The sequence below is a fragment of the Klebsiella sp. BIGb0132 genome (assembly GCF_024810075.1).
Classification (GTDB): domain Bacteria; phylum Pseudomonadota; class Gammaproteobacteria; order Enterobacterales; family Enterobacteriaceae; genus Klebsiella; species Klebsiella terrigena.
This window is the reverse complement of sequence record NZ_JANUDW010000002.1, coordinates 243,386-263,642: the sequence shown is the minus strand read 5'-3', so window position 1 is coordinate 263,642 and position 20,257 is coordinate 243,386. Positions and strand designations below refer to the sequence as shown.

Sequence of the window (20,257 nt, the reverse complement as noted above, 5' to 3'; positions counted from 1 at the left end):
GATAGCGTTACGCTTTATGCCAGACCGCATGGGAATTAGCTGGCGCCTGATTTACGCCCGCCGCCGTGGCTATTCTCACCGCCTTTTTTCCCGGCTTCTGAAGCGCGCTGGGGATCGTTTTTAAAATTCCCCCCGCTATGCTGACCGCCTTTACGACCGGCTTCAGATGCTTTTTCCCGGTCTTGCGCGAAATTACCCGATCCACCTCTGTGCTCTGTCATAATGTTACCTTTCGGTTGGTTTATGAAAAATGATTCGCGCTATGGCAAATCATTGCCGTCGAGAGTTAACAGTAAGTGACAGGAAGCCTGTGTCAAACCGCCGGGCCGCTTACACGGCGGAACAGGCCAATAAAAACGGTGCCAGAAATAAATTTAAACATCTCGGCCCATCCCATCTAACCCTCAACAGGACAACCCATCAAGCGGTGGCGGATTATTTTTTCAGCGGTAAAATTGAGCGTATTTGTAAAGAACGTAAAATTAACGCCATCCGGCCGCAGAATAATTCCCCCCACGCATCCACAGGTAATAAACCCCGCACCAGCCGTTAGAACAATCCTAAAATTTTACCCGACCCACATCGGTCGCAGAAATAAAACATCGCGGCTAATCAGACAATTACGCATGATATTGCCCTGCGGCAGCATAATAATACCGACACCACCGCTGACTTAATTCCTAAAATACCTTTTCCTGCCGCCCATCGGACCTATGCTTAATATTTGCCTGAACAGAGGAAATTATATGAGCGACCACGCCAAACACAGCGCACAATACCCCCGCCCTCCGTTTGCCGACCAGCCGCAAACGCCTCCCGGCCTGGCCTCAGAGATGCTGCCCGTTCCCGATCATGGTGAGGAAAGCTACGTTGGCTCGGCCAGACTGTCCGGCAAGAGAGCGCTGATTACCGGCGGCGACTCGGGTATCGGCCGCGCGGTGGCCATTGCGTTTGCTCGTGAAGGAGCGGACGTGGCGATAAACTATCTGCCGGAGGAAGAAGCCGACGCCGAAGAGGTCATCGCTCTGATTGAGGCCGCAGGGCGCAAGGCGGTGGCTATTCCCGGCGATATTCGTAGCGAATCCTTCTGCGAAGCGCTGGTTGAAAAGGCCGCAAGAGAGCTGGGCGGTCTGGATATTCTGGTGAATAATGCCGGGCGTCAGCAGTACTGCGACTCGCTGGCAGAACTCACGACGGCGGATTTTGACGCCACCTTCAAAACCAACGTCTACGCGCCGTTCTGGATAACCAAAGCCGCGCTGCACCATCTCAAAGAGCATAGCGCTATCATCAACACCTCCTCGGTTCAGGCCTTTAAGCCGAGCCCGATACTCTTTGATTACGCCCAGACTAAAGCCAGCCTCGTGGCCTTCACCAAATCATTAGCCAAACAGCTGGGTCCGAAGGGGATCCGCGTCAACGCCGTCGCCCCCGGGCCTTACTGGACGGTTCTGCAGTCCAGCGGCGGCCAGCCTGAGGAGAAGGTCCGCCAGTTTGGTGCGGATACCCCGCTCGGTCGCCCTGGGCAGCCGGTGGAAATTGCCCCGCTGTACGTGACGCTGGCCTCCGACGCCTGCTCGTTCACCTCCGGCCAGGTCTGGTGTTCGGACGGCGGCGATGGCGTGCTGTAAGTCGTCCGCCAGCACGGCTGAGGACCCGATAGCGTTGTCGGCGCGCCGGCGTTGACAACGCTACAAATATGCAATATTAAATTAACACTTGCACTCCTCCCCGGCGGATCCCTGGTTATGTAATGTCCTGACAATAAGCCCGATAACAGTTGTATTAATTTTCAGCTAACGGCGGCTAGCCCGTGGCTGGAAAAGCAATTTTTCGCTTATTACGGACATGACAATGATTCGAATTCTTCTCCAGACCATGGCGAATAAGCCGTGGCTACGCCTGCTCGCTCTCGCGTTTCTGATCTCCTCGATAGGCAACGGTATCACCTGGATCGTCGTGTTTGGCGAGCTAATCCGCCTCTCGACCCCCGTCGCGTCGCTGGCTGTTGCCTACGTTCTCTCCACCGTCCCCGGACTGCTTGGTAGCATCGTGGGCGAACGCTTTTGCCAGCGCCTGAGCCCCTTTACGATCCTGATACTCGGCGAAGGGCTTGGCCTTATCGGGCTGGCGGTGCCGTTTTACGCCGTGGCGATTGACTCTATTCCGCTGCTGCTCATGGCTCAGGCGATCGGGGCGTTCACCACCGGCATGACCTTCCCGGCGCTGAGTCAACTCTTCAAAACCGGCCTGAGCGAAGAGGAACTCCCGGTCGCCACGACGCTCGAAAGCCTTATTTTTGCCAGCAACGTGCTCTGCGGCATTGGTCTGGGATTAGTCCTGCGGGGATATATGAGCGCGACTCATCTGCTGCTTATCGATCTGCTGAGCTTCGCCGCCGCCCTCATCCTCCTCGGGCGGGCGAAAAGGCGCGTCGGCGCGCCGTTTGTCGAGCACGTCCGGAGCCTCTCTTCGCTGCGCTGGCAAACGCTGACCCATTCTCAGCGCCGCGCGATGCTGCTCCTGCCCCTGCTGGCCGCGGCGGGGGCGCCGGCAATGGCGCTGCTGCCGGGGCTGGCCCCCGGGGCGCTCTCATCAGGCTCGCCGGAACAAACAACCGCTCTGGCGCTGCTTTTTACCCGCAGCCTGGGCCAGCTGGTTGGGCCGCTGCTGCTCAACCCGGCGCGTTTTGAAAAAAATAGCAGCAGCAACGGGCTGCAGATCGGCTGCCTGACGATTTTTCTGCTGTGCTACGGGCTAATCCCCTTCGCGCCGTGGCCCGCTGCGGCGCTGGCGCTGGTCTTTGTGGCGCATATTTTCTCTAACGTCGTGTTCTCCCTCGCCGTCTATGCGCTGCTCAGAAACTTCGAGCGGCAACAGGTGCCAGCCGCAATCGCCAGGAGCTACCGGCGACAAATGGCGGTCTCGGCGATCGTCTCTCTCGGCGCGGGATACTGCGCTGAAGCTATCGGAGCCGCCGGCTCGCTCTATCTGTTCAGCGGAACGGGATTTATTTTGAGCGTCGCGCTGCTGGCGATCGGCAAAGCCTCTATCAAACCCGAGCGGGCATAGCGGGGCATTTATCAACAGGATGACGGTGAGGTGCGGGATGCAGGGCTTCCATGCCCTGTAGAAGCGCTACTCGAAGAAAACTTCAGGATTTTCAGAGAGCGAGACGAAGGATTTGGTGTTTTTATCGAGGGCACCAATCGCGCCGCTTTCGATATCATATACCCAGCCGTGCAGGCGCAGCGCACCGTCGCGCAGCCCGACGGCTACCGACGGATGCGTTTTGATATTGTTAAGCTGGGCGATAACGTTCTCACGCACCATCGCGTTCACTTTATCGATTTCACTATCCCAGGTTTTGCTGTCAACGACCGCTCTTGCCGCATCGGCATAGTGCAGCCAGTGGGAAACCGCCGGCATGGAGTCGAGGCACTGGCAGGTAGCAACCGCCGTCATCGCGCCGCAGTTAGAGTGGCCGCAAATCACGATATCGGTCACCCCGAGGGCAACAACCGCGTACTCGATAGTGGCTGAGACCCCACCCGGTTCCGGCCCGAAGGAAGGCACGATATTACCCGCATTACGAATAACAAAGAGCTGTCCAGGATCCTGCTGGGTCACCAGTTCTGGCACCAGACGGCTGTCGGAGCAGGAGATAAAAAGCGCTTTGGGATTCTGGCTGGAAGCCAGGCTACGGAAGAGCTCTTTACGCTGGGGAAAGATCTCTTTTTGGAAGTTGAGGAAACCCTCAATGATATGTTGCATAGCAGTGTCTCTTTTCTCTGTTTTAATTACGGTATGACAAAGATCACAGTATGTAGTGTATCACCGACGGGTCGAATGGGAATTATTTTGATAACCGGCGATTTAGCAAGCACCCGGCCGATGCCCCGGTGGGCGCTTGCCTGACGGATAGCTACATAAAGAACTTCACCGCCTGTTGGAAGGTGGTCCCTATTCCCCACAGCAGCGGCACCCCTACCGCAAACCAGCTCAAGGCCATCAGCGCCCGCGACGGCCGAGGCTCCCAGCTGAGCTGCGCGTTCTCATTCACCGTATACAGCCCTTTCGCCTGCTGCTGTTGCTGGGCGGACATGGCATATTTTTGCGGTATCGGGCGGATCAGCTGGTTGCAGATCAGGCCGATAACCAGCAGCCCGGTGAGGACCATCAGCGTAATATCGTACACCCTCTGCGGAGCAAGCCCTTGGGCCAGCTGATATTCCCGTAAATAATTCACTAAAACCGGGCCGCTAATACCGGCGGCGGACCATGCCGTCAGCAGACGCCCGTGAATCGCCCCTACCATCTGCGCGCCGAAGATATCGGCCAGATAGGCGGGGATAGTGGCAAAGCCGCCGCCGTACATCGAAATGATAACGCACAGGGCGCAGACGAAAATGGCGACATAGCCGCCGTGGTTGATCAGCGGCAGGGAGCCGTACAGCGCGGCGCCGAGGAGAAAAATCATGGCAAAGGTCATTTTCCGGCCGCAAAGATCCGAAACCGAAGCCCAGAAGAAGCGGCCGATGATATTAAACAGGCTCAGCAGCCCGGTAAAGCCTGCCGCCATGGTCGCGATGCGCCGCAGCTGGTCGGCGTTAAGCTCGTGCCACTGCAGAGTCGTCGCCAGCAGCTTGCCGGCAAAAATCTCCTGCAGCATGGGCGAGGCCATCCCTAAAATACCGATCCCCGCCGTCACGTTCAGCCACAGCACCAGCCACAGCAGCCAGAACTGCGGCGTGCGCCAGGCTACGCTGACGTGTACCTGAACGGTGGAATGCGCGCTCATCACTTTAAGCGCCTTCTCCCCGGCGGGATGCCAGCCCATCGGCGGCAGACGATAGCCAAAGGTACCGCAGAGCATAAACAGGGCATAGATGGCCGACAGCGCCAGAAGGCTCTGCCAGACGCCGTTACCCGTCGCGTCGGCGAAAAAATTCATCAACGCGTTTGCCAGAGGGGCCCCCACCAGCGCGCCGCCGCCAAAGCCCATTATCGCCATGCCGGCGGCCATTCCGCGCTTATCGGGGAACCAGCGCAGCAGGGTCGAGACCGGTGAAATATAGCCCAGCCCAAGGCCGATTCCGCCAATAACCCCTGCCCCCAGCCACAATAGCCAGAGCTGATGAAAATAGATGGCGACGCTTGAGAGCAGCAGTCCGCCGCACCAGCATAGCGTTGCGATAAAGCTCACCAGCCGCGGCCCAACCTTTTCCAGCCAGCTTCCCCACAGCGCCGCGGAGCAGCCGAGAAAGACAAAAAACAGCGTATAGGTCCAGCCTAGCAGCGAGATTTTCCAGTCGCATTCGCGGGTAAAAAGCTGCTGCCAGAAGGACATCGTCACCGGACACTGCAGCGAGCCGCTGCCGCCCACCAGCTGCGACATCGGCAGCCAGAAAACGGAAAAACCGTAGGCCATCCCAATACAGAGATGCACCGCCAGCGCGGCCGGCGGCACCAGCCAGCGGTTAAATCCCGGTCGGGCGATAATGCGCGGTTTTGAAAAAAATGCGTGTTGCGAGGGTACGGATGAGGGAGCGATATTGTCATTGGTTTGCGCCATGTTCCTGTCCTTATCATGTTTGCTTACCGGCCGCCACGGCGGCCGAAGAGAACATCACAAGGCAAGAACGGTGCCATTCATCCCGTTAAGGCCATGAAATGGCGACTGAAGCGAGCAAGCACGGCGGCGGATCGCTTTGGCTATTATGCTCAAAAAACGAACAACCCCGAATTCATCAAATAGCGCCAACACAGCGGACGCCCGGTAGCGATTTTGATAACCGCTCTCTCAGAGTGATACGCGGGGCGCTTTCAGCCCCTGCGGCCGGCGCCTCTACAGCCCCACCAGCTCATATTTTTTGATCTTACGATACAGGGTGGCAATGCCAATCCCGAGCTCATCTGCCGCCTGCTTTTTATTGCTGTGGCGGGTTAAGGCTTCGCGGATCATCTGCCTTTCCATCTCCTCCAGCGCCGTGACGCTCTCCTCTTCTCCCGGCATGCTCACCGGGACGGCGGCGCCAGGCTCACGCTCGGCAAGCCTGGCGCCGCTGATGATATTGGGCGGCAGAAGCGAGGCGTCGATAACCTCGCCCGAGGGCACCACGTTGACCAGATACTCCATCAGGTTGCTCAGCTCGCGAATATTTCCCGGCCAGCGGTAGCCCTTTAGCATGGCAACCACCTCCGGCGCCACGCCGGGGTAGACCAGCTCAAGGCGCCGGGTGTGCAGATGGAGAAAATAGTGGATCAGCAGCTCGATATCCTCCTGACGCTCACGCAGCGGCGGCAGTCTGAGCGGGATCACGTTGAGGCGATAGTAGAGATCTTCGCGGAATTTACCGGCCACGATAAACTGCTCAAGATTTTGGTTAGTCGCCGAAATAATGCGGATATCGACGGGCACCGGATGGCTGGCGCCGACGGGCTGGATTTCGCGCGATTCAATCGCCCGCAGCAGCTTAGCCTGTAGCGTCAGGGGCATATCGCCAATCTCGTCGAGAAACAGCGTGCCGTGGTTTGCCGCCTGGATAAGCCCGGTCTTGCCGTTCACCGAGGCGCCGGTAAACGCGCCCTTGACGTAGCCGAAGAGCTCGCTTTCCAGCAGCTGGTCAGGGATGGCGGCGCAGTTAATGGCGATAAAAGGTTTGGCCTGACGATCGCTGAGCTTGTGTATCGCTCTGGCAACCACCTCTTTCCCGGTGCCGCTTTCGCCGGCAATCATGACGCTTGAGGGGCTGGGCGCGATGCGGCTGATCAGCTTTTTCAGCTGCCGCATCGGCCGACACTCTCCCACCATTTGCGCAATCTGCGGCTCCTCCACCGAGGCGCTTAAATTCGAAGAGGAGTGCGATTGATGGAAGGCCATTAAAAACAGCCACTGATCCTGAACAGCGTGCAGCTGGCCAATAATCATTTCGGTCTTGTTATCGAATGAGATCACGTGCTGCATATGACCGCGCGTGAAATTATGCTCAAAGGTCAGTGGCCTGAAATTAATGAGCTGACCGATCATATTCCCCTGGCTCGCCCCGAGAATCTTTAACGCCGTGTGATTGGCAAATTTGACCTTCTGATCGTGACCGACAACCAGAACCCCCTGGTCCATATTTTCGATCATCGTTAAAAACATTTTCTGGATATTATCGCTGCCGCCCTGATCCTCCAGCAGTCGCGAAACAAATATCGACGAAACGTGGCGAACATAATCGGAAAACTCGCGCAGGTTGTCATTAATACGCTCCTGCTGTTCGCAGGTTAATGCCACCAGGCTAATGACCCCTACGCACTGCTCCTGATAAATAACCGGGGTTCCCAGAAAAGCTTTCTCTTTACAGCTATCTTTACTGGTACATCCTTTACACAAGGGATCGAAGCGGGAATGGGTGACCACCTTCTCTTTCTTTGTTTCAATAATGTAGCGCAAAAGTCGCGAATCTGTATTTAATTTGCGCCCCAGTGATTTGGCATATACGCCGGTCCCGGCAACCCGGCACAGCGTGTTATCAACAATTTCAACTTCGAGCTGAAGCACGCTGGATAGCATCCTCGCAAAGCGCTGGATGGTCGGCTGAATCTGCATCAAAACGGAAAATGTGTTAGAGGGCATCATAATAGACCTTTTAATATCACTAACCAACTGAGATATCTGGGATATGTGATTGTTCTTATTCTTCGGCCATGATACTAACTCAGCCGCCAACAATATTTGACAGAGGCAGGTTTCTTTTTCACTCCTTGACGAAAATATGTAAGAAGTATCACATTTTCATATCAATATGAGAATTGACGCGGCGTATTTATCACTTTGGTGGCTTTTTACGCTGCCGCCGGGAGTATATCTCTGCGGGGACGTAACCTGCTTTCGCCCGCATTCGAATAAGACCGTGAAGTTATTATTACCGCTGTCCACCTGAAGCTATATTTCGTGACAACCCTCGCATAATTCTCGCCACTTTTCCCCTGTTACGCCTGAGGCTGGATGAACTGGCATGCTTATTGTTAGGAGAAATATAGCGCTGGCAGTCGCTATTGCGTCACCACCCTTTTCCGACCGCACAGCAATCATTAAGCCGTCACTCACCCCAGGATTTAAAAAATGAAAACTGTTAACGACCTGATTAAGGATATCAACAAGCTAGATTCGCATCTTCATCAGAAGGACTTCCTGCTGACGTGGGAGCAGTCCCCGGATGAGCTAAAACAGGTGCTGGACGTTGCGGCGGCATTAAAAACCCTGCGCGCGGAAAATATCGCCACCAACGTATTTAACAGCGGTCTGGGCATTTCGGTTTTTCGCGACAACTCAACCCGCACGCGCTTTTCCTACGCCTCGGCGCTAAACCTGCTCGGCCTTGCGCAGCAGGACCTGGACGAGGGTAAATCGCAGATTGCCCACGGCGAAACCGTACGTGAAACCGCCAACATGATCGCCTTCTGCGCGGACGCTATCGGCATCCGCGACGACATGTACCTCGGCGCCGGCAACGCCTATATGCGCGAGGTGGGCGAAGCGCTCGACGACGGCTATCGCCAGGGCGTGCTGCCCCAGCGCCCGGCGCTTATCAACCTGCAGTGCGATATCGATCACCCCACCCAGGCCATGGCCGACCTCGCCTGGCTGCAGGAGCATTTCGGCTCGCTAGAGGAACTCAAAGGCAAAAAAGTCGCCATGACCTGGGCCTACTCTCCGAGCTACGGTAAACCGCTCTCGGTCCCGCAGGGCATCATCGGCCTGATGACCCGCTTCGGTATGGATGTCACCCTCGCCCACCCGGAAGGCTACGATCTGATCCCCGACGTTATCGAAGTGGCCAAAAACAACGCCGAGGCCTCCGGCGGCAGCTTCCGCCAGGTCACCAGCATGGAAGAGGCCTTCAAGGATGCCGACATCGTCTACCCGAAATCCTGGGCCCCCTACAAGGTCATGGAAAAGCGCACCGAACTGCTGCGCGCCGAGGATCGCGACGGACTGAAGGCCCTGGAAGCCGCCTGCCTGGCGCAGAACGCGAATCATAAAGACTGGCACTGCACCGAAGAGATGATGGCGCAGACGAACGGCGGCGACGCGCTCTATATGCACTGTCTCCCCGCCGATATCACCGGCGTCTCCTGCGCCGAGGGCGAAGTCAGCGAAGCGGTCTTCGAAAAATACCGCATCGCCACCTATAAAGAAGCGAGCTGGAAGCCGTACATCATCGCCTCGATGATCCTCTGCCGTAAATATGCCAAACCCGGCCTGCTGCTGGAGCAGCTGCTGGACGAAGCGCAAAAACGCGTCAAATAACCCCTCAGGCCGGCCGCTGGCCGGCTCTCCCCCTCATGTCATGAAGGATAAGGAAAGAGTATGTCTGCTTTCTCACTGAAAATGGATATTGCCGATAATCGGTTTTTTAACGCCACGGGTTCGCCGCTTTTTTCTCGCCAGCAGGCGCAGCAGGCGCGCTGCTTCCATCAAAAAATCGCCGGCTATAAGCCCACGCCGCTGTATGCCCTCAACGACCTTGCCGCCCTCTTTGGCCTCGGCCGGATTCTGGTCAAGGATGAATCGCAGCGCTTCGGCCTGAACGCCTTCAAGATGCTCGGCGGCGCCTGGGCCATTGCGCAGCTGCTGTGCGAAAAATATCACCTGGATATCAACGAATTTTCCTTCGACACGTTCAATCCCGGCATGACGGAGAAAATGACCTTCGCGACGACCACCGACGGCAACCACGGCCGCGGCGTGGCGTGGGCCGCGCAGCAGCTGGGGCAGAACGCGGTGATCTATATGCCAAAAGGCTCGGCCCAGGAGCGCGTCGACGCCATCCGGCGGCTCGGCGCCGAGTGCATCGTCACCGAAATGAACTATGACGATACCGTGCGCTTCACCCTGCAAACGGCGCAGCAAAACGGCTGGGAGGTGGTGCAGGATACGTCCTGGGAGGGATATACCCGCATCCCGACCTGGATTATGCAAGGCTACGCCACCCTCGCCGACGAAGCGGTCGAGCAGATCGCGTCCATGGGCATTGCCCGCCCCACTCACGTGTTTCTGCAGGCCGGCGTTGGCGCCATGGCGGGAGGCGTGCTGGGCTACCTCGTGGACGCCTATGGCGCCAACAATTTGCATTCGGTGATTATCGAACCCGAACTGGCCGACTGCATCTACCGCTCCGGCGTTAAGGGCCAAATCGTCAACGTCGGCGGCGAAATGGCCACCATCATGGCCGGCCTGGCCTGCGGCGAGCCCAATCCGCTGGGCTGGGAAATTCTGCGCAACTGCGCGACCCAGTTTATCTCCTGCCAGGACGCCGTCGCCGCCCTCGGGATGCGCGTGCTGGGTAATCCCACCGGCGGCGATCCGCGGGTGATTTCCGGCGAGTCCGGCGCCGTCGGGCTCGGAGTGCTGGCCGCCGTACATTTTCATCCCCAGCGCGAAGCGCTGATGCACAAGCTCAGGCTGGACAGCAACGCCGTCGTGCTGGTCATCAGCACCGAAGGCGATACCGACGTGAAGCACTACCGGGAAGTGGTCTGGGAAGGCAAACACCCGGCAGCACGATAGGCCTCAGCATACTTTTCAACTCATCCCGCGCGGCGGGAAAATCAGAACCGGAGAACCAAGCCATGGCTAAGCATATTCCATTCAAACTGATCCTCGAAAAAGCTAACCATTACCAGCAGGATATGACGCGTTTTTTACGCGATATGGTGGCCATACCCAGCGAAAGCTGCGACGAGAAGCGCGTCGTCCAGCGAATTAAAAAAGAGATGGAGAAGGTGGGTTTCGACAAAGTTGAAATCGACCCTATGGGCAACATCCTCGGCTATATCGGCCACGGCCCGCGCCTGGTGGCAATGGACGCGCATATCGACACCGTGGGCATCGGCAATATCAAAAACTGGAATTTCGATCCCTATGAGGGCATGGAGACCGACGAGCTGATCGGCGGACGCGGCACCTCGGATCAGGAAGGCGGCATGGCCTCGATGGTGTATGCGGGAAAAATCATTAAGGACCTGGGCCTCGAGGATGACTATACCCTGCTGGTGACCGGTACCGTTCAGGAAGAGGACTGCGACGGCCTCTGCTGGCAGTACATCATCGAGCAGTCCGGCATTCGTCCCGAGTTCGTGGTCAGCACCGAGCCCACCGACTGCCAGATATACCGCGGCCAGCGCGGACGCATGGAGATCCGCGTCGACGTCCAGGGGATCAGCTGCCACGGCTCGGCGCCGGAGCGCGGCGATAACGCGATTTTCAAAATGGGGCCGATTCTTAATGAACTGCAGGACCTCTCCCAACGCCTGGGCAATGACGATTTCCTCGGCAAAGGCACCCTGACCGTTTCGGAAATCTTCTTTACCTCACCCAGCCGCTGCGCGGTTGCCGACAGCTGCGCCGTCTCCATCGACCGCCGCCTGACCTGGGGAGAGACCTGGGAAGGCGCGCTGGACGAGATCCGCGCCCTGCCGGCGGTACAAAAAACGGGGGCGGTGGTATCGATGTACAACTACGACCGCCCTTCCTGGACCGGCCTGGTCTATCCCACAGAGTGCTACTTCCCAACCTGGAAAGTGGAGGAGAACCACTTTACCGTCCAGGCGCTCAGCAACGCCTATGAGGGCCTGTTTGGCAAAGCGCCGGTGGTCGATAAGTGGACGTTCTCGACCAACGGCGTGTCGATCATGGGCCGTCACGGGATCCCGGTCATCGGCTTTGGCCCCGGCAAAGAGCCGGAAGCCCACGCCCCGAATGAAAAAACCTGGAAATCGCATCTCGTGACCTGTGCCGCAATGTATGCCGCCATCCCGCTGAGCTGGCTGGCAACAGAATAGTGATTATCCGCAATACCTCCCGCCGCCAGCGACGGGAGTCTGGAGCTTTTTATGCGCGTACTGATTAAAAATGGCACCGTCGTCAACGCTGACGGCCAGGCAAAACAGGACCTGCTGATTGAAAACGGCTTAATCAGTCAGCTGGCGGCAGACATCACCGTGGATCAGCCCTGCGAAATCATTGACGCCGAGGGATGCTACGTGATGCCTGGGGGCGTGGACGTCCACACGCATTTTAATATTGATACCGGACTCGCCCGCAGCTGCGATGATTTTTTCACCGGCACCCGCGCCGCCGCCTGCGGGGGCACAACGACCATTATCGATCATATGGGCTTCGGGCCAGCCGGCTGTCGTTTGCGCCACCAGCTTGAGGCCTACCACGGCTACGCCGCCTACAAAGCAACCATCGACTACAGCTTTCACGGCGTGATCCAGCATATCAACCACGCCATTCTTGATGAGATCCCGCTGATGGTTGAGGCGGGGATCAGCAGCTTTAAGCTCTATCTCACCTACCAGTATAAGCTTAACGATGATGAGGTTCTTCAGGCGCTAAAGCATCTGCATCACGCCGGAGCGCTCACCACCGTCCACCCGGAAAACGATGCCGTGATTGCGCAAAAGCGCGCCGAATTTCTCGCCGCCGGCAAAACCGCGCCGCGCTACCACGCCCTGAGCCGTCCACCGGAGTGCGAGGCCGAAGCCATCGCCAGGATGATCAACCTGGCCCAGCTTGCCGGCAACGCCCCGCTGTATATCGTGCACCTCTCTAACGGGCTGGGGCTCGATTATCTGCGTCTTGCCCAGGCGCGCCGGCAGCCGGTTTGGGTCGAAACCTGCCCGCAGTATCTGCTGCTCGACGAGCGCTGCTACGAGCGCGACGACGCGCTGCAGTTTCTGCTCAGTCCGCCGCTGCGTAACGCCCGCCACAACGACGCGCTGTGGTGCGGCATCGCCGATGGCGCCATTGACGTGGTGGCAACCGACCACTGCGCCTTCTCCATGGCCCAGCGACAGCAGCTATCCGGCGGCGACTTCAACCGCTGTCCCAATGGCCTGCCGGGAGTAGAGAACCGCCTGCTGCTGCTGTTTTCGCACGGCGTGATGAGCGGCAGGATCTCGCCGGAGCGCTTCGTATCGCTGGTCAGCGCCACTCCGGCCAGGCTGTTTGGCCTCTGGCCGCGAAAAGGCGTGCTGGCGCCCGGCGCGGATGCCGATGTGGTCATTATCGACCCGCGACGAACCACCACCATCCGCCACGAGCAGCTTCACGACAACGCCGACTACTCGCCGTGGGAGGGGTTTATCTGCCAGGGCGCCATCAGCCAGACGCTGTCTCATGGCCGGGTGATTTTCAGCCACGGCACCTTTACCGGCAGCGCCGGGCAAGGCCGATTTATACGCCGTAACCCTTTTTCAGCCGCGCCGGATTTCGCGCGCGGCGCACGCTTTTAAAGAGAGGAATTGATGAGTAAGAAAATTGTTCTCACCCTCGGCGGCAATGCCTTAGGGGACGATCTTGCCGGACAGATGCAGGCGGTGACGCAAACCGCACAGGCGATTGTTGACCTCATTGCCCAGGGGCATCAGGTCGTGGTGACCCACGGCAACGGCCCGCAGGTCGGGATGATCAATCTGGCCTTCGAAGCCGCCGCCAAAACCGAGGCCCATACCCCGATGCTGCCGATGTCGGTCTGCGTCGCCCTCAGCCAGGGATACATTGGGTACGATCTGCAAAATGCGCTGCGCGAGGCGCTGCTCGCCCGCGGGATGTCGGTTCCGGTCGCCACGGTGATCACCCAGGTGGAGGTTGACGCTGCCGATGAGGCCTTCCGCGATCCGAGCAAGCCCATCGGTTCATTCTTCAGCGCAGCGGAGGCCAAACTCCTGACCCGCCAGGGCTACACGCTGAAAGAGGATGCCGGGCGCGGCTATCGGCGGGTGGTGGCCTCGCCGGAGCCCGTCGATATTATCGAAAAAGAGACGGTGAAGGCGCTGATGGATGCCGGACAGGTGGTAATTACCGTCGGCGGCGGCGGTATTCCGGTGGTCCGCGAAGGGAACCACCTGCGCGGGGTGAGCGCGGTCATCGATAAGGACCGGGCCAGCGCCAGGCTCGCCGCCACGATCGATGCCGATATGCTGATTATCCTTACCGCGGTGGAAAAAGTGGCCATCAACTTTGGCCAGGCCAATCAGCAGTGGCTGGACCGGCTCTCGCTGAGCGATGCCGACCGCTTTATTGCCGAAGGCCATTTCGCCAAAGGCTCCATGCTGCCGAAAGTCGAGGCCGCCGCGGCGTTTGCCCGCTCCCGGCCGGGGCGCCGAGCCTTAATCACCATGCTGAGCAAGGCCCGGGAAGGGATAGAAGGCAAAACGGGAACCCTGATTGAGGGATAGCCCGAACCCCTCGCGGCTCTCGCGAGGGGTTCACATCATGCGGTCTCCAGCGTTTTCTGTTCCTCACTATCCTGATATACGGGCATCATCAGGCCGCCGGGAGCCTGGTTTTTGATCTGCAGGATCTCGGCCAGGACGCTGACGGCAATCTCATGCGGCGTTTCGGCGCCAATGTTGTAGCCCACCGGCGCATGGAGACGGGCAATATGCTCTTCCGCCACGCCGCTTTCCCGCAGCTGGCGTAAAAACACCTGCACCTTGCGGCGGCTGGCCAGCAGCCCGAGCCAGGCCACCGGCCGGTCGATCAGCTTATCCAGCGCTTCCCGGTCTTTATTATTCGTGGCGATAAGAACAAAATCATCAGCCCCCACCGCCAGCCGTTCAACGGCCGCGGCAAAGCTTTCGGCATGCACAAGCCGGGCGGTCGGCGGAAACAGCTGCGGATCGAGGCTGGCCGAATGGATATCGGTGACGACAATATCAAACCCAAGCAGCGCCGCGCCCTGCGCCACGGCGCGATTGACGTGCCCGCCCCCGACCAGCACCAGCCGCGGCCGCTGGCAGTGGACGCTGATAAACACCGACATCGCCCCGCCGCAGTCGGAACCTACGGCATCCGTGCCGCTGCGCGCCATCCGGCCGTGAAACATGCGCGAGGCCTTTTCAGCCATCGCCTCCAGCGCTTCATCGATGACCTTACGTTCGACCATCCCGCCGCCGATGGTGCCGACAATGGTTCCATCAGCGCGGATCAGCATCTGCGCGGAGTGTCTGGGCGTTGAGCCGCGGCTCTCGACAATCTGCGCCAGCGCAAACGGGCAGTTCTGTGCTTCAAGCCTCGCGGCTTCTGAGAAAATATTCATAACAACCTCAATGGCTATTCCGGTGGTCAGCCCGGGCGGGCCGGGTCCTGTGCTCTGCACTACGTCATATGCGGGCTGGGTCATCTGCGGGCTGGCCGCGTTTTCTCACTTTGAGACTGCCGATTTCCCCCCATCGGCGACATCCTGCCGGCGGACCTGCAGCGGCGGACAGCGTTGACGGCAACGGCCTAACGCCAGAATGGAGTATGCAAGGTTCATGCTCAGCCGCGGCTTTTAGGCCAGATTCGTGAACCGGGTCGCGGAAGCGGGGTCAGACGGACGGTTTTATTTGCCGGCGGCGCGTGTGTTATTCATTTGGCGGAATAGTTTGCCCGTTAAATAATAAAGCCGCACAGCAAATATTATCATTGTGATAGCTCGCCGATAATTTTTAACGCTATTCTCCCCTCGCGTTACTGAGTGATTTTAATTCTCATTTAAACAGGCGATCTCGCGGCAATAACCGTCGTCAACTTTAGAGTTCCTTCACAAATTTATACCTAATCCTGCCGCCGGTTAAATAACTGGTGCGAATGTTGCTGTTCCTTTCCCCATCCGCCGGAATGAATACGCCGCACGCTATTTTCTACTAAGACGGCAGCCTCGAAAATAGCGCGCTCGTACCGGCAACGTTGATCGCATACATGAATCTAAGGAGAGGGTTATGGGTGATATTATGCGTCCCGTCCCGTTTGAGGAACTTTTGACGCGTATTTTCGATGAGTACCAGCATCACCGTTCAATATTCGGCATTCCGGAACAGCAGTTTTATATCCCGGTAACGTCGAGGCGCCTGAGCGTATTTGGCGAGTGCTGCGCCACGCCCATCGGCCCCGCCGCCGGGCCGCACACCCAGCTGGCGCAAAATATCATTACCTCATGGCTCACCGGCGGGCGTTTTATTGAACTGAAAACCGTGCAGATCCTCGATCGCCTTGAGCTGGAAAAACCCTGTATCGACGCCGAGGACGAATGTTTTAACACCGAGTGGTCCACCGAATTTACCCTACTCAAAGCCTGGGATGAATATCTGAAAGCCTGGTTTATCCTCCACCTGCTGGAGGAGATATTCCCCTTCACGCCGTCAAAATCCGGCAAGTCGTTTATTTTTAATATGAGCGTCGGCTATAACCTCGACGGTATTAAGCAGCCGCCGATGCAGCAGTTTATCGACAATATGATCGATGCCGCCTTTCATCCTAAATTCGAGCAGTATCGCGATACGCTCTCCCGCTGGACGCATAGCGACCGCTTTGTGATCGGCAATCAGCTGGAGGATATTCGTCCACAGCTGGCGACGCTGGCCCAGCGCATCCCGAGCCGGCTGGTGAGCGGCGTCACGCTCTCCACCATGCACGGCTGTCCGCCCGATGAAATTGAGGCCATCTGCCGCTATATGCTGGAAGAGAAAGGGCTGAATACCTTTGTGAAGCTCAATCCGACGCTGCTTGGCTACCCCCGCGTGCGCGAAATTCTCGATACCTGCGGCTTTAGCTATATCGGCCTGAATGAAGAGTCCTTTGACCACGATCTGAAAATCGACCAGGCGCTGGAGATGCTGCACCGCCTGATGGCGCTGGCGAAGGAGCGCAGGCTGGGTTTCGGCGTCAAGCTGACCAACACTCTGGGGACGATCAATCGCAAAGGGGCGCTGCCCGGCGATGAGATGTATATGTCCGGCCGCGCGCTATTCCCTCTCGCCATCAACGTTGCCGCCCTGCTGTCCCGCGAATTTGACGGCAGGCTGCCTATCTCCTACTCCGGCGGCGCCAGCCAGCTGACAATCCGCGAGATATTTGAAACCGGGATCCGCCCGATTACCATGGCCACCGACCTGCTAAAACCGGGCGGCTATCTGCGGCTAAGCGCCTGCATGCGCGAGCTGGAGCAGGCCAGCGGCTGGGATTTACAGCAGGTGGACGTCCCGCGCCTCAGCGCGCTGGCCGAAAAAGCCATCAGCATGGAGTACACCCAGAAGCACTGGAAATCGCCGGACCGCATCGAGGTCCCAGAGCCGCTGCCGCTCACCGACTGCTACGTCGCGCCCTGCGTGAGCGCCTGCGCGATTAAGCAGGATATCCCGGAGTATATTCGCCTGATGGGCGAGCAGCGCTATGCTGACGCGCTGGAGCTTATCTATCAGCGTAACGCCCTGCCGGCGATTACCGGCCATATTTGCGATCATCAGTGCCAGAGCAACTGTACCCGTCTCGACTACGACAGTTCGCTCAATATCCGCGAGCTGAAGAAAATCGCGCTCGAGAAAGGTTGGGAAGAGTACCGGCGGCGCTGGCACAAACCGGCCGGATCCGGCTCGTTGAACCCGGTGGCGGTGATCGGCGCAGGCCCCGCGGGGCTTGCCGCCGGCTACTTTCTTGCCCGGGCAGGATACCCGGTAACCCTGTTTGAACGCGAAGCCAACGCCGGGGGCGTGGTGCGTAACATCATCCCGCGCTTCCGTATTCCCGGGGAGCTGATTCAGCACGATATCGATTTTGTGGTCAATCACGGGGTTAATATCATCTACGGCTGCGATCCGCAGCTGACGGTGGAGAAGCTTCGCGGCGAAGGCTATCGCTACGTGCTGGTCGGCACCGGTACCGACAAAAACAGCGGCGTGAGCCTCGGCGGCGACAACCGCAACGTGCGAAAGTCGCTGCAGTTTTTACGCGAATACAATCGCGGAGAGACGCTGAGCCTGGGGAAACAGGTGGTGGTCATCGGGGCGGGCAATACCGCCATGGACTGCGCCCGCGCCGCGCTGCGGGTACCCGGCGTGGAGAAAGCAACCATCGTCTACCGGCGCTCTCAGCAGGAGATGCCGGCATGGCGCGAAGAGTATGAAGAGGCACAGCGGGACGGCGTCGCGTTCGAGTTTCTCAGTAATCCTGAACAATTCTACGCCGACGGGACGCTCACCGTCCGGGTGATGGCGCTCGGCGACGCCGATGAAAAAGGCCGCCGTCGCCCGCTGCCTACCGGCCAAACCCGCACCCTACGGGCGGATACGGTCATTACCGCCATCGGCGAACAGCAGGACGTTGCGGCGCTGGCGGCGATGGGCATTCCGCTGGACGACAGCGGCTGGCCGGCGGCGGATCCTACCGGCGAAACCGCGCTGCCGGGGGTATTTCTTATCGGCGACGTTCAACGCGGCCCGTCGTCCATCGTCTCGGCGATCGGCAACGCCCGCCGGGCAGCGGATGCGATTCTGGCGCGAGAAAATATTGCCAACCACCATCAGCATAAGCGGTGGAACAACGTCGATCCGGCGGATATTTACCAGCGCAAAGGCACTATCGCCATCGCTGAGGTGGCAAGGGATCGCCGGGAGGCGTTCGTGGCTCAGGAGGCGGAGCGCTGCCTGGAGTGTAACTACGTGTGCAGCAAATGCGTGGACGTATGCCCAAACCGCGCCAACGTCTCAATCGCCGTGCCGGGATTCCAGAACCGCTACCAGACGCTGCACCTCGACGCCTACTGCAACGAATGCGGCAACTGCGCGCAGTTCTGCCCGTGGCAGGGCAAGCCCTACAAAGACAAAATTACCGTCTTTAGCCTGGCGCAGGATTTCGCCAACAGCAGCAACCCCGGCTTCTTCGTCGAGGACGACAGCGTCTACGTCCGGCAAAATGAGCACACCTGGCTGCTAAAAATCGATGATAGCGGTCATATCGCTGACGTTCCCCCTGCCGTTACCGATCTTTGCCGCATCATTAGCCACGTTCATCTTAACCACCGCTACCTGCTGGGAGGCGTCGAAGTATGAGTATCTTAATTCTGAAAAATGCCACCGCCGCGCAGCTCTATCCGGCGAAGGTCATGGAAGGTATCGATATCGCGATTGAAAACGACACGATCCTCGATATTGCTCCGGGGCTCGCTCAACGCTATCCCCAGGCCACGGTCAAAGAGATGCACGGCCGGCTGGTGATGCCGGGGATGGTCTGCGCACATAACCACTTCTATTCCGGCCTGTCGCGCGGGATCCAGGCCACTATCCCCTCCAGCCCTGATTTTATCTCGACGCTGAAAAATCTGTGGTGGCGCCTCGACCGCGCGCTGGATGAGGAGTCGCTCTACTACAGCGGGCTGATTTGCGCCATGGAAGCCGTGCGCAGCGGCTGCACCGCGGTGATTGACCACCACGCTTCTCCCGGCTATATCGCCGGATCGCTCAGCCAGCTGCGCAACGCCTTTCTGCGGGTCGGCCTGCGGGGAATGACCTGCTTTGAGACCACCGACCGCAACGGCGGGCTTAAGGAGCTCCGGGCCTGCGTCGAGGAGAATATTCGCTTTGCCCACGAAGTCGACAGCGCCCGGGAGAAGGGCCGCGAACCCTACCTGGTTGAGGCGCACATCGGCGCGCACGCGCCCTTTACCCTACCGGACGAAGGGCTGGCGATGCTCAGCGAGGCGCTGCAGGCCACCGGTCGCGGCCTGCATATCCATGCGGCGGAGGACCGTTACGACGTTAGCCATAGCCATCATCGCTACGGTAAAGACCTGCTGGTCAGGCTGGCGGAATTCAACCTGATTGATCGCAAGACGCTGGTTGCCCACGGCCTGTACCTCTCCGATGAAGATATTGAGATCCTCAATTCTCAGGATGGGTTCCTGGTGCATAACGCGCGCTCGAATATGAACAATCACGTTGGCTATAACCAGCGGCTGGTGGAGTTCCGCAACCTGGCGCTGGGCACCGACGGCCTGGGCTCTGATATGTTCGAAGAGCTGAAGTTTGCCTTCTTTAAGCACCGCGACGCCGGCTGGCCGCTGTGGCCGGACGGCTTTGCCCGCGCCTTAAGCAACGGCAACGAGCTGCTCGCCCGCAGCTTTAACGCCCGCTTTGGCCGCCTCGAGGCGGGATACAAAGCCGACCTGACGATTTGCGACTATCCGTCGCCCACGCCGCTTATCGCCGAGAATATCGCCGGGCATATCGCCTTCGGTCTCGGCAGCAGCCACGTGCATAGCGTGATGGTCAACGGCGTGATGATTTACGAGAACCGGCGGTTTAGCTTCGATCACCAGCCGCTCTTTGCCGAGGCTCAGAAAGCAGCGATGAAGATGTGGGCGCGGATGGACGCGCTGTCTTAAGGCTGTGTCAGAGCGGGTAGCCCACCAGGCCTCAAGCCGGTCAGCAGCATCGCTGA

Annotated in this window: 14 protein-coding genes and 1 pseudogene; 10 read left to right on the top strand and 5 right to left on the bottom strand. The window is 58.7% G+C overall.

All coding sequences use genetic code 11. The annotated features are described in order from the left end of the window. Positions 1-35 precede the first annotated feature (35 nt). Positions 36-221, bottom strand: coding sequence for a con-10 family general stress protein (locus tag M2416_RS08065; RefSeq protein WP_041145931.1), 186 nt, complete (start codon positions 219-221; stop codon positions 36-38). Between the two features lie 89 nt (positions 222-310). Between M2416_RS08065 and M2416_RS08060 the strand changes: the two genes are divergently transcribed. The 3 genes from M2416_RS08060 (at position 311) to M2416_RS08050 (ending at position 3,072) form a co-directional block, all read left to right on the top strand. Beyond that, entirely contained in the window at positions 311-553 is a 243-nt protein-coding gene (locus M2416_RS08060) for a hypothetical protein (RefSeq protein WP_259223182.1), read from the top strand. A 193-nt stretch (positions 554-746) separates the two neighbouring features. Continuing rightward, positions 747-1,631, top strand: a complete 885-nt coding sequence (locus tag M2416_RS08055) for an SDR family oxidoreductase (protein ID WP_259223181.1) — start codon at positions 747-749, stop codon at positions 1,629-1,631. A gap of 223 nt (positions 1,632-1,854) precedes the next feature. After that, positions 1,855-3,072, top strand: a complete 1,218-nt coding sequence (locus M2416_RS08050) for an MFS transporter (protein WP_259223179.1) — start codon at positions 1,855-1,857, stop codon at positions 3,070-3,072. 66 nt (positions 3,073-3,138) lie between these two features. Here the strand turns inward: M2416_RS08050 and M2416_RS08045 are convergent, their stop codons facing one another. The 3 genes from M2416_RS08045 to M2416_RS08035 all read right to left on the bottom strand — a co-directional run bounded on the left by M2416_RS08045 (position 3,139) and on the right by M2416_RS08035 (position 7,627). Then, the gene (locus tag M2416_RS08045) at positions 3,139-3,774 is read right to left on the bottom strand and encodes a carbonic anhydrase (protein ID WP_071844942.1); all 636 of its coding nucleotides are present in this window, start codon (positions 3,772-3,774) and stop codon (positions 3,139-3,141) included. Between the two features lie 151 nt (positions 3,775-3,925). Next, on the bottom strand, positions 3,926-5,575 hold the full coding sequence (locus M2416_RS08040; RefSeq protein WP_076946705.1) for an OFA family MFS transporter: 1,650 nt from the start codon (positions 5,573-5,575) through the stop codon (positions 3,926-3,928). 273 nt (positions 5,576-5,848) lie between these two features. After that, the gene (locus M2416_RS08035; RefSeq protein ID WP_115192509.1) at positions 5,849-7,627 is read right to left on the bottom strand and encodes a sigma-54 interaction domain-containing protein; all 1,779 of its coding nucleotides are present in this window, start codon (positions 7,625-7,627) and stop codon (positions 5,849-5,851) included. Positions 7,628-8,113: 486 nt separating this feature from the next. On the opposite strand from M2416_RS08035, the gene ygeW reads away from it, so the two are divergent. The 5 genes from ygeW (at position 8,114) to arcC (ending at position 14,238) form a co-directional block, all read left to right on the top strand. Then, positions 8,114-9,301 (top strand): knotted carbamoyltransferase YgeW, encoded by a 1,188-nt coding sequence (gene ygeW, locus M2416_RS08030; protein ID WP_041145936.1) that lies wholly within the window; start codon positions 8,114-8,116, stop codon positions 9,299-9,301. Between the two features lie 60 nt (positions 9,302-9,361). Beyond that, positions 9,362-10,561 (top strand): diaminopropionate ammonia-lyase, encoded by a 1,200-nt coding sequence (dpaL, locus tag M2416_RS08025; protein ID WP_259223172.1) that lies wholly within the window; start codon positions 9,362-9,364, stop codon positions 10,559-10,561. A 62-nt stretch (positions 10,562-10,623) separates the two neighbouring features. Next, on the top strand, positions 10,624-11,835 hold the full coding sequence (locus M2416_RS08020; protein ID WP_041145938.1) for a YgeY family selenium metabolism-linked hydrolase: 1,212 nt from the start codon (positions 10,624-10,626) through the stop codon (positions 11,833-11,835). A 51-nt stretch (positions 11,836-11,886) separates the two neighbouring features. Beyond that, the gene (gene hydA / locus M2416_RS08015; RefSeq protein ID WP_259223169.1) at positions 11,887-13,293 is read left to right on the top strand and encodes a dihydropyrimidinase; all 1,407 of its coding nucleotides are present in this window, start codon (positions 11,887-11,889) and stop codon (positions 13,291-13,293) included. 12 nt (positions 13,294-13,305) lie between these two features. Next, on the top strand, positions 13,306-14,238 hold the full coding sequence (gene arcC / locus M2416_RS08010) for a carbamate kinase (protein WP_259223167.1): 933 nt from the start codon (positions 13,306-13,308) through the stop codon (positions 14,236-14,238). 56 nt (positions 14,239-14,294) lie between these two features. Here the strand turns inward: arcC and M2416_RS08005 are convergent. Next, positions 14,295-15,101, bottom strand: a pseudogene (locus M2416_RS08005) (XdhC family protein); the annotation flags it as partial. Positions 15,102-15,765: 664 nt separating this feature from the next. On the opposite strand from M2416_RS08005, the gene ygfK reads away from it, so the two are divergent. Together ygfK and ssnA are read left to right on the top strand one after the other, a co-directional pair. Beyond that, on the top strand, positions 15,766-18,870 hold the full coding sequence (gene ygfK / locus M2416_RS08000) for a putative selenate reductase subunit YgfK (RefSeq protein WP_259223165.1): 3,105 nt from the start codon (positions 15,766-15,768) through the stop codon (positions 18,868-18,870). Continuing rightward, positions 18,867-20,201, top strand: a complete 1,335-nt coding sequence (ssnA, locus tag M2416_RS07995; RefSeq protein WP_259223163.1) for a putative aminohydrolase SsnA — start codon at positions 18,867-18,869, stop codon at positions 20,199-20,201. The genes ygfK and ssnA overlap by 4 nt, the downstream gene beginning before the upstream one ends. Positions 20,202-20,257 lie beyond the last annotated feature (56 nt).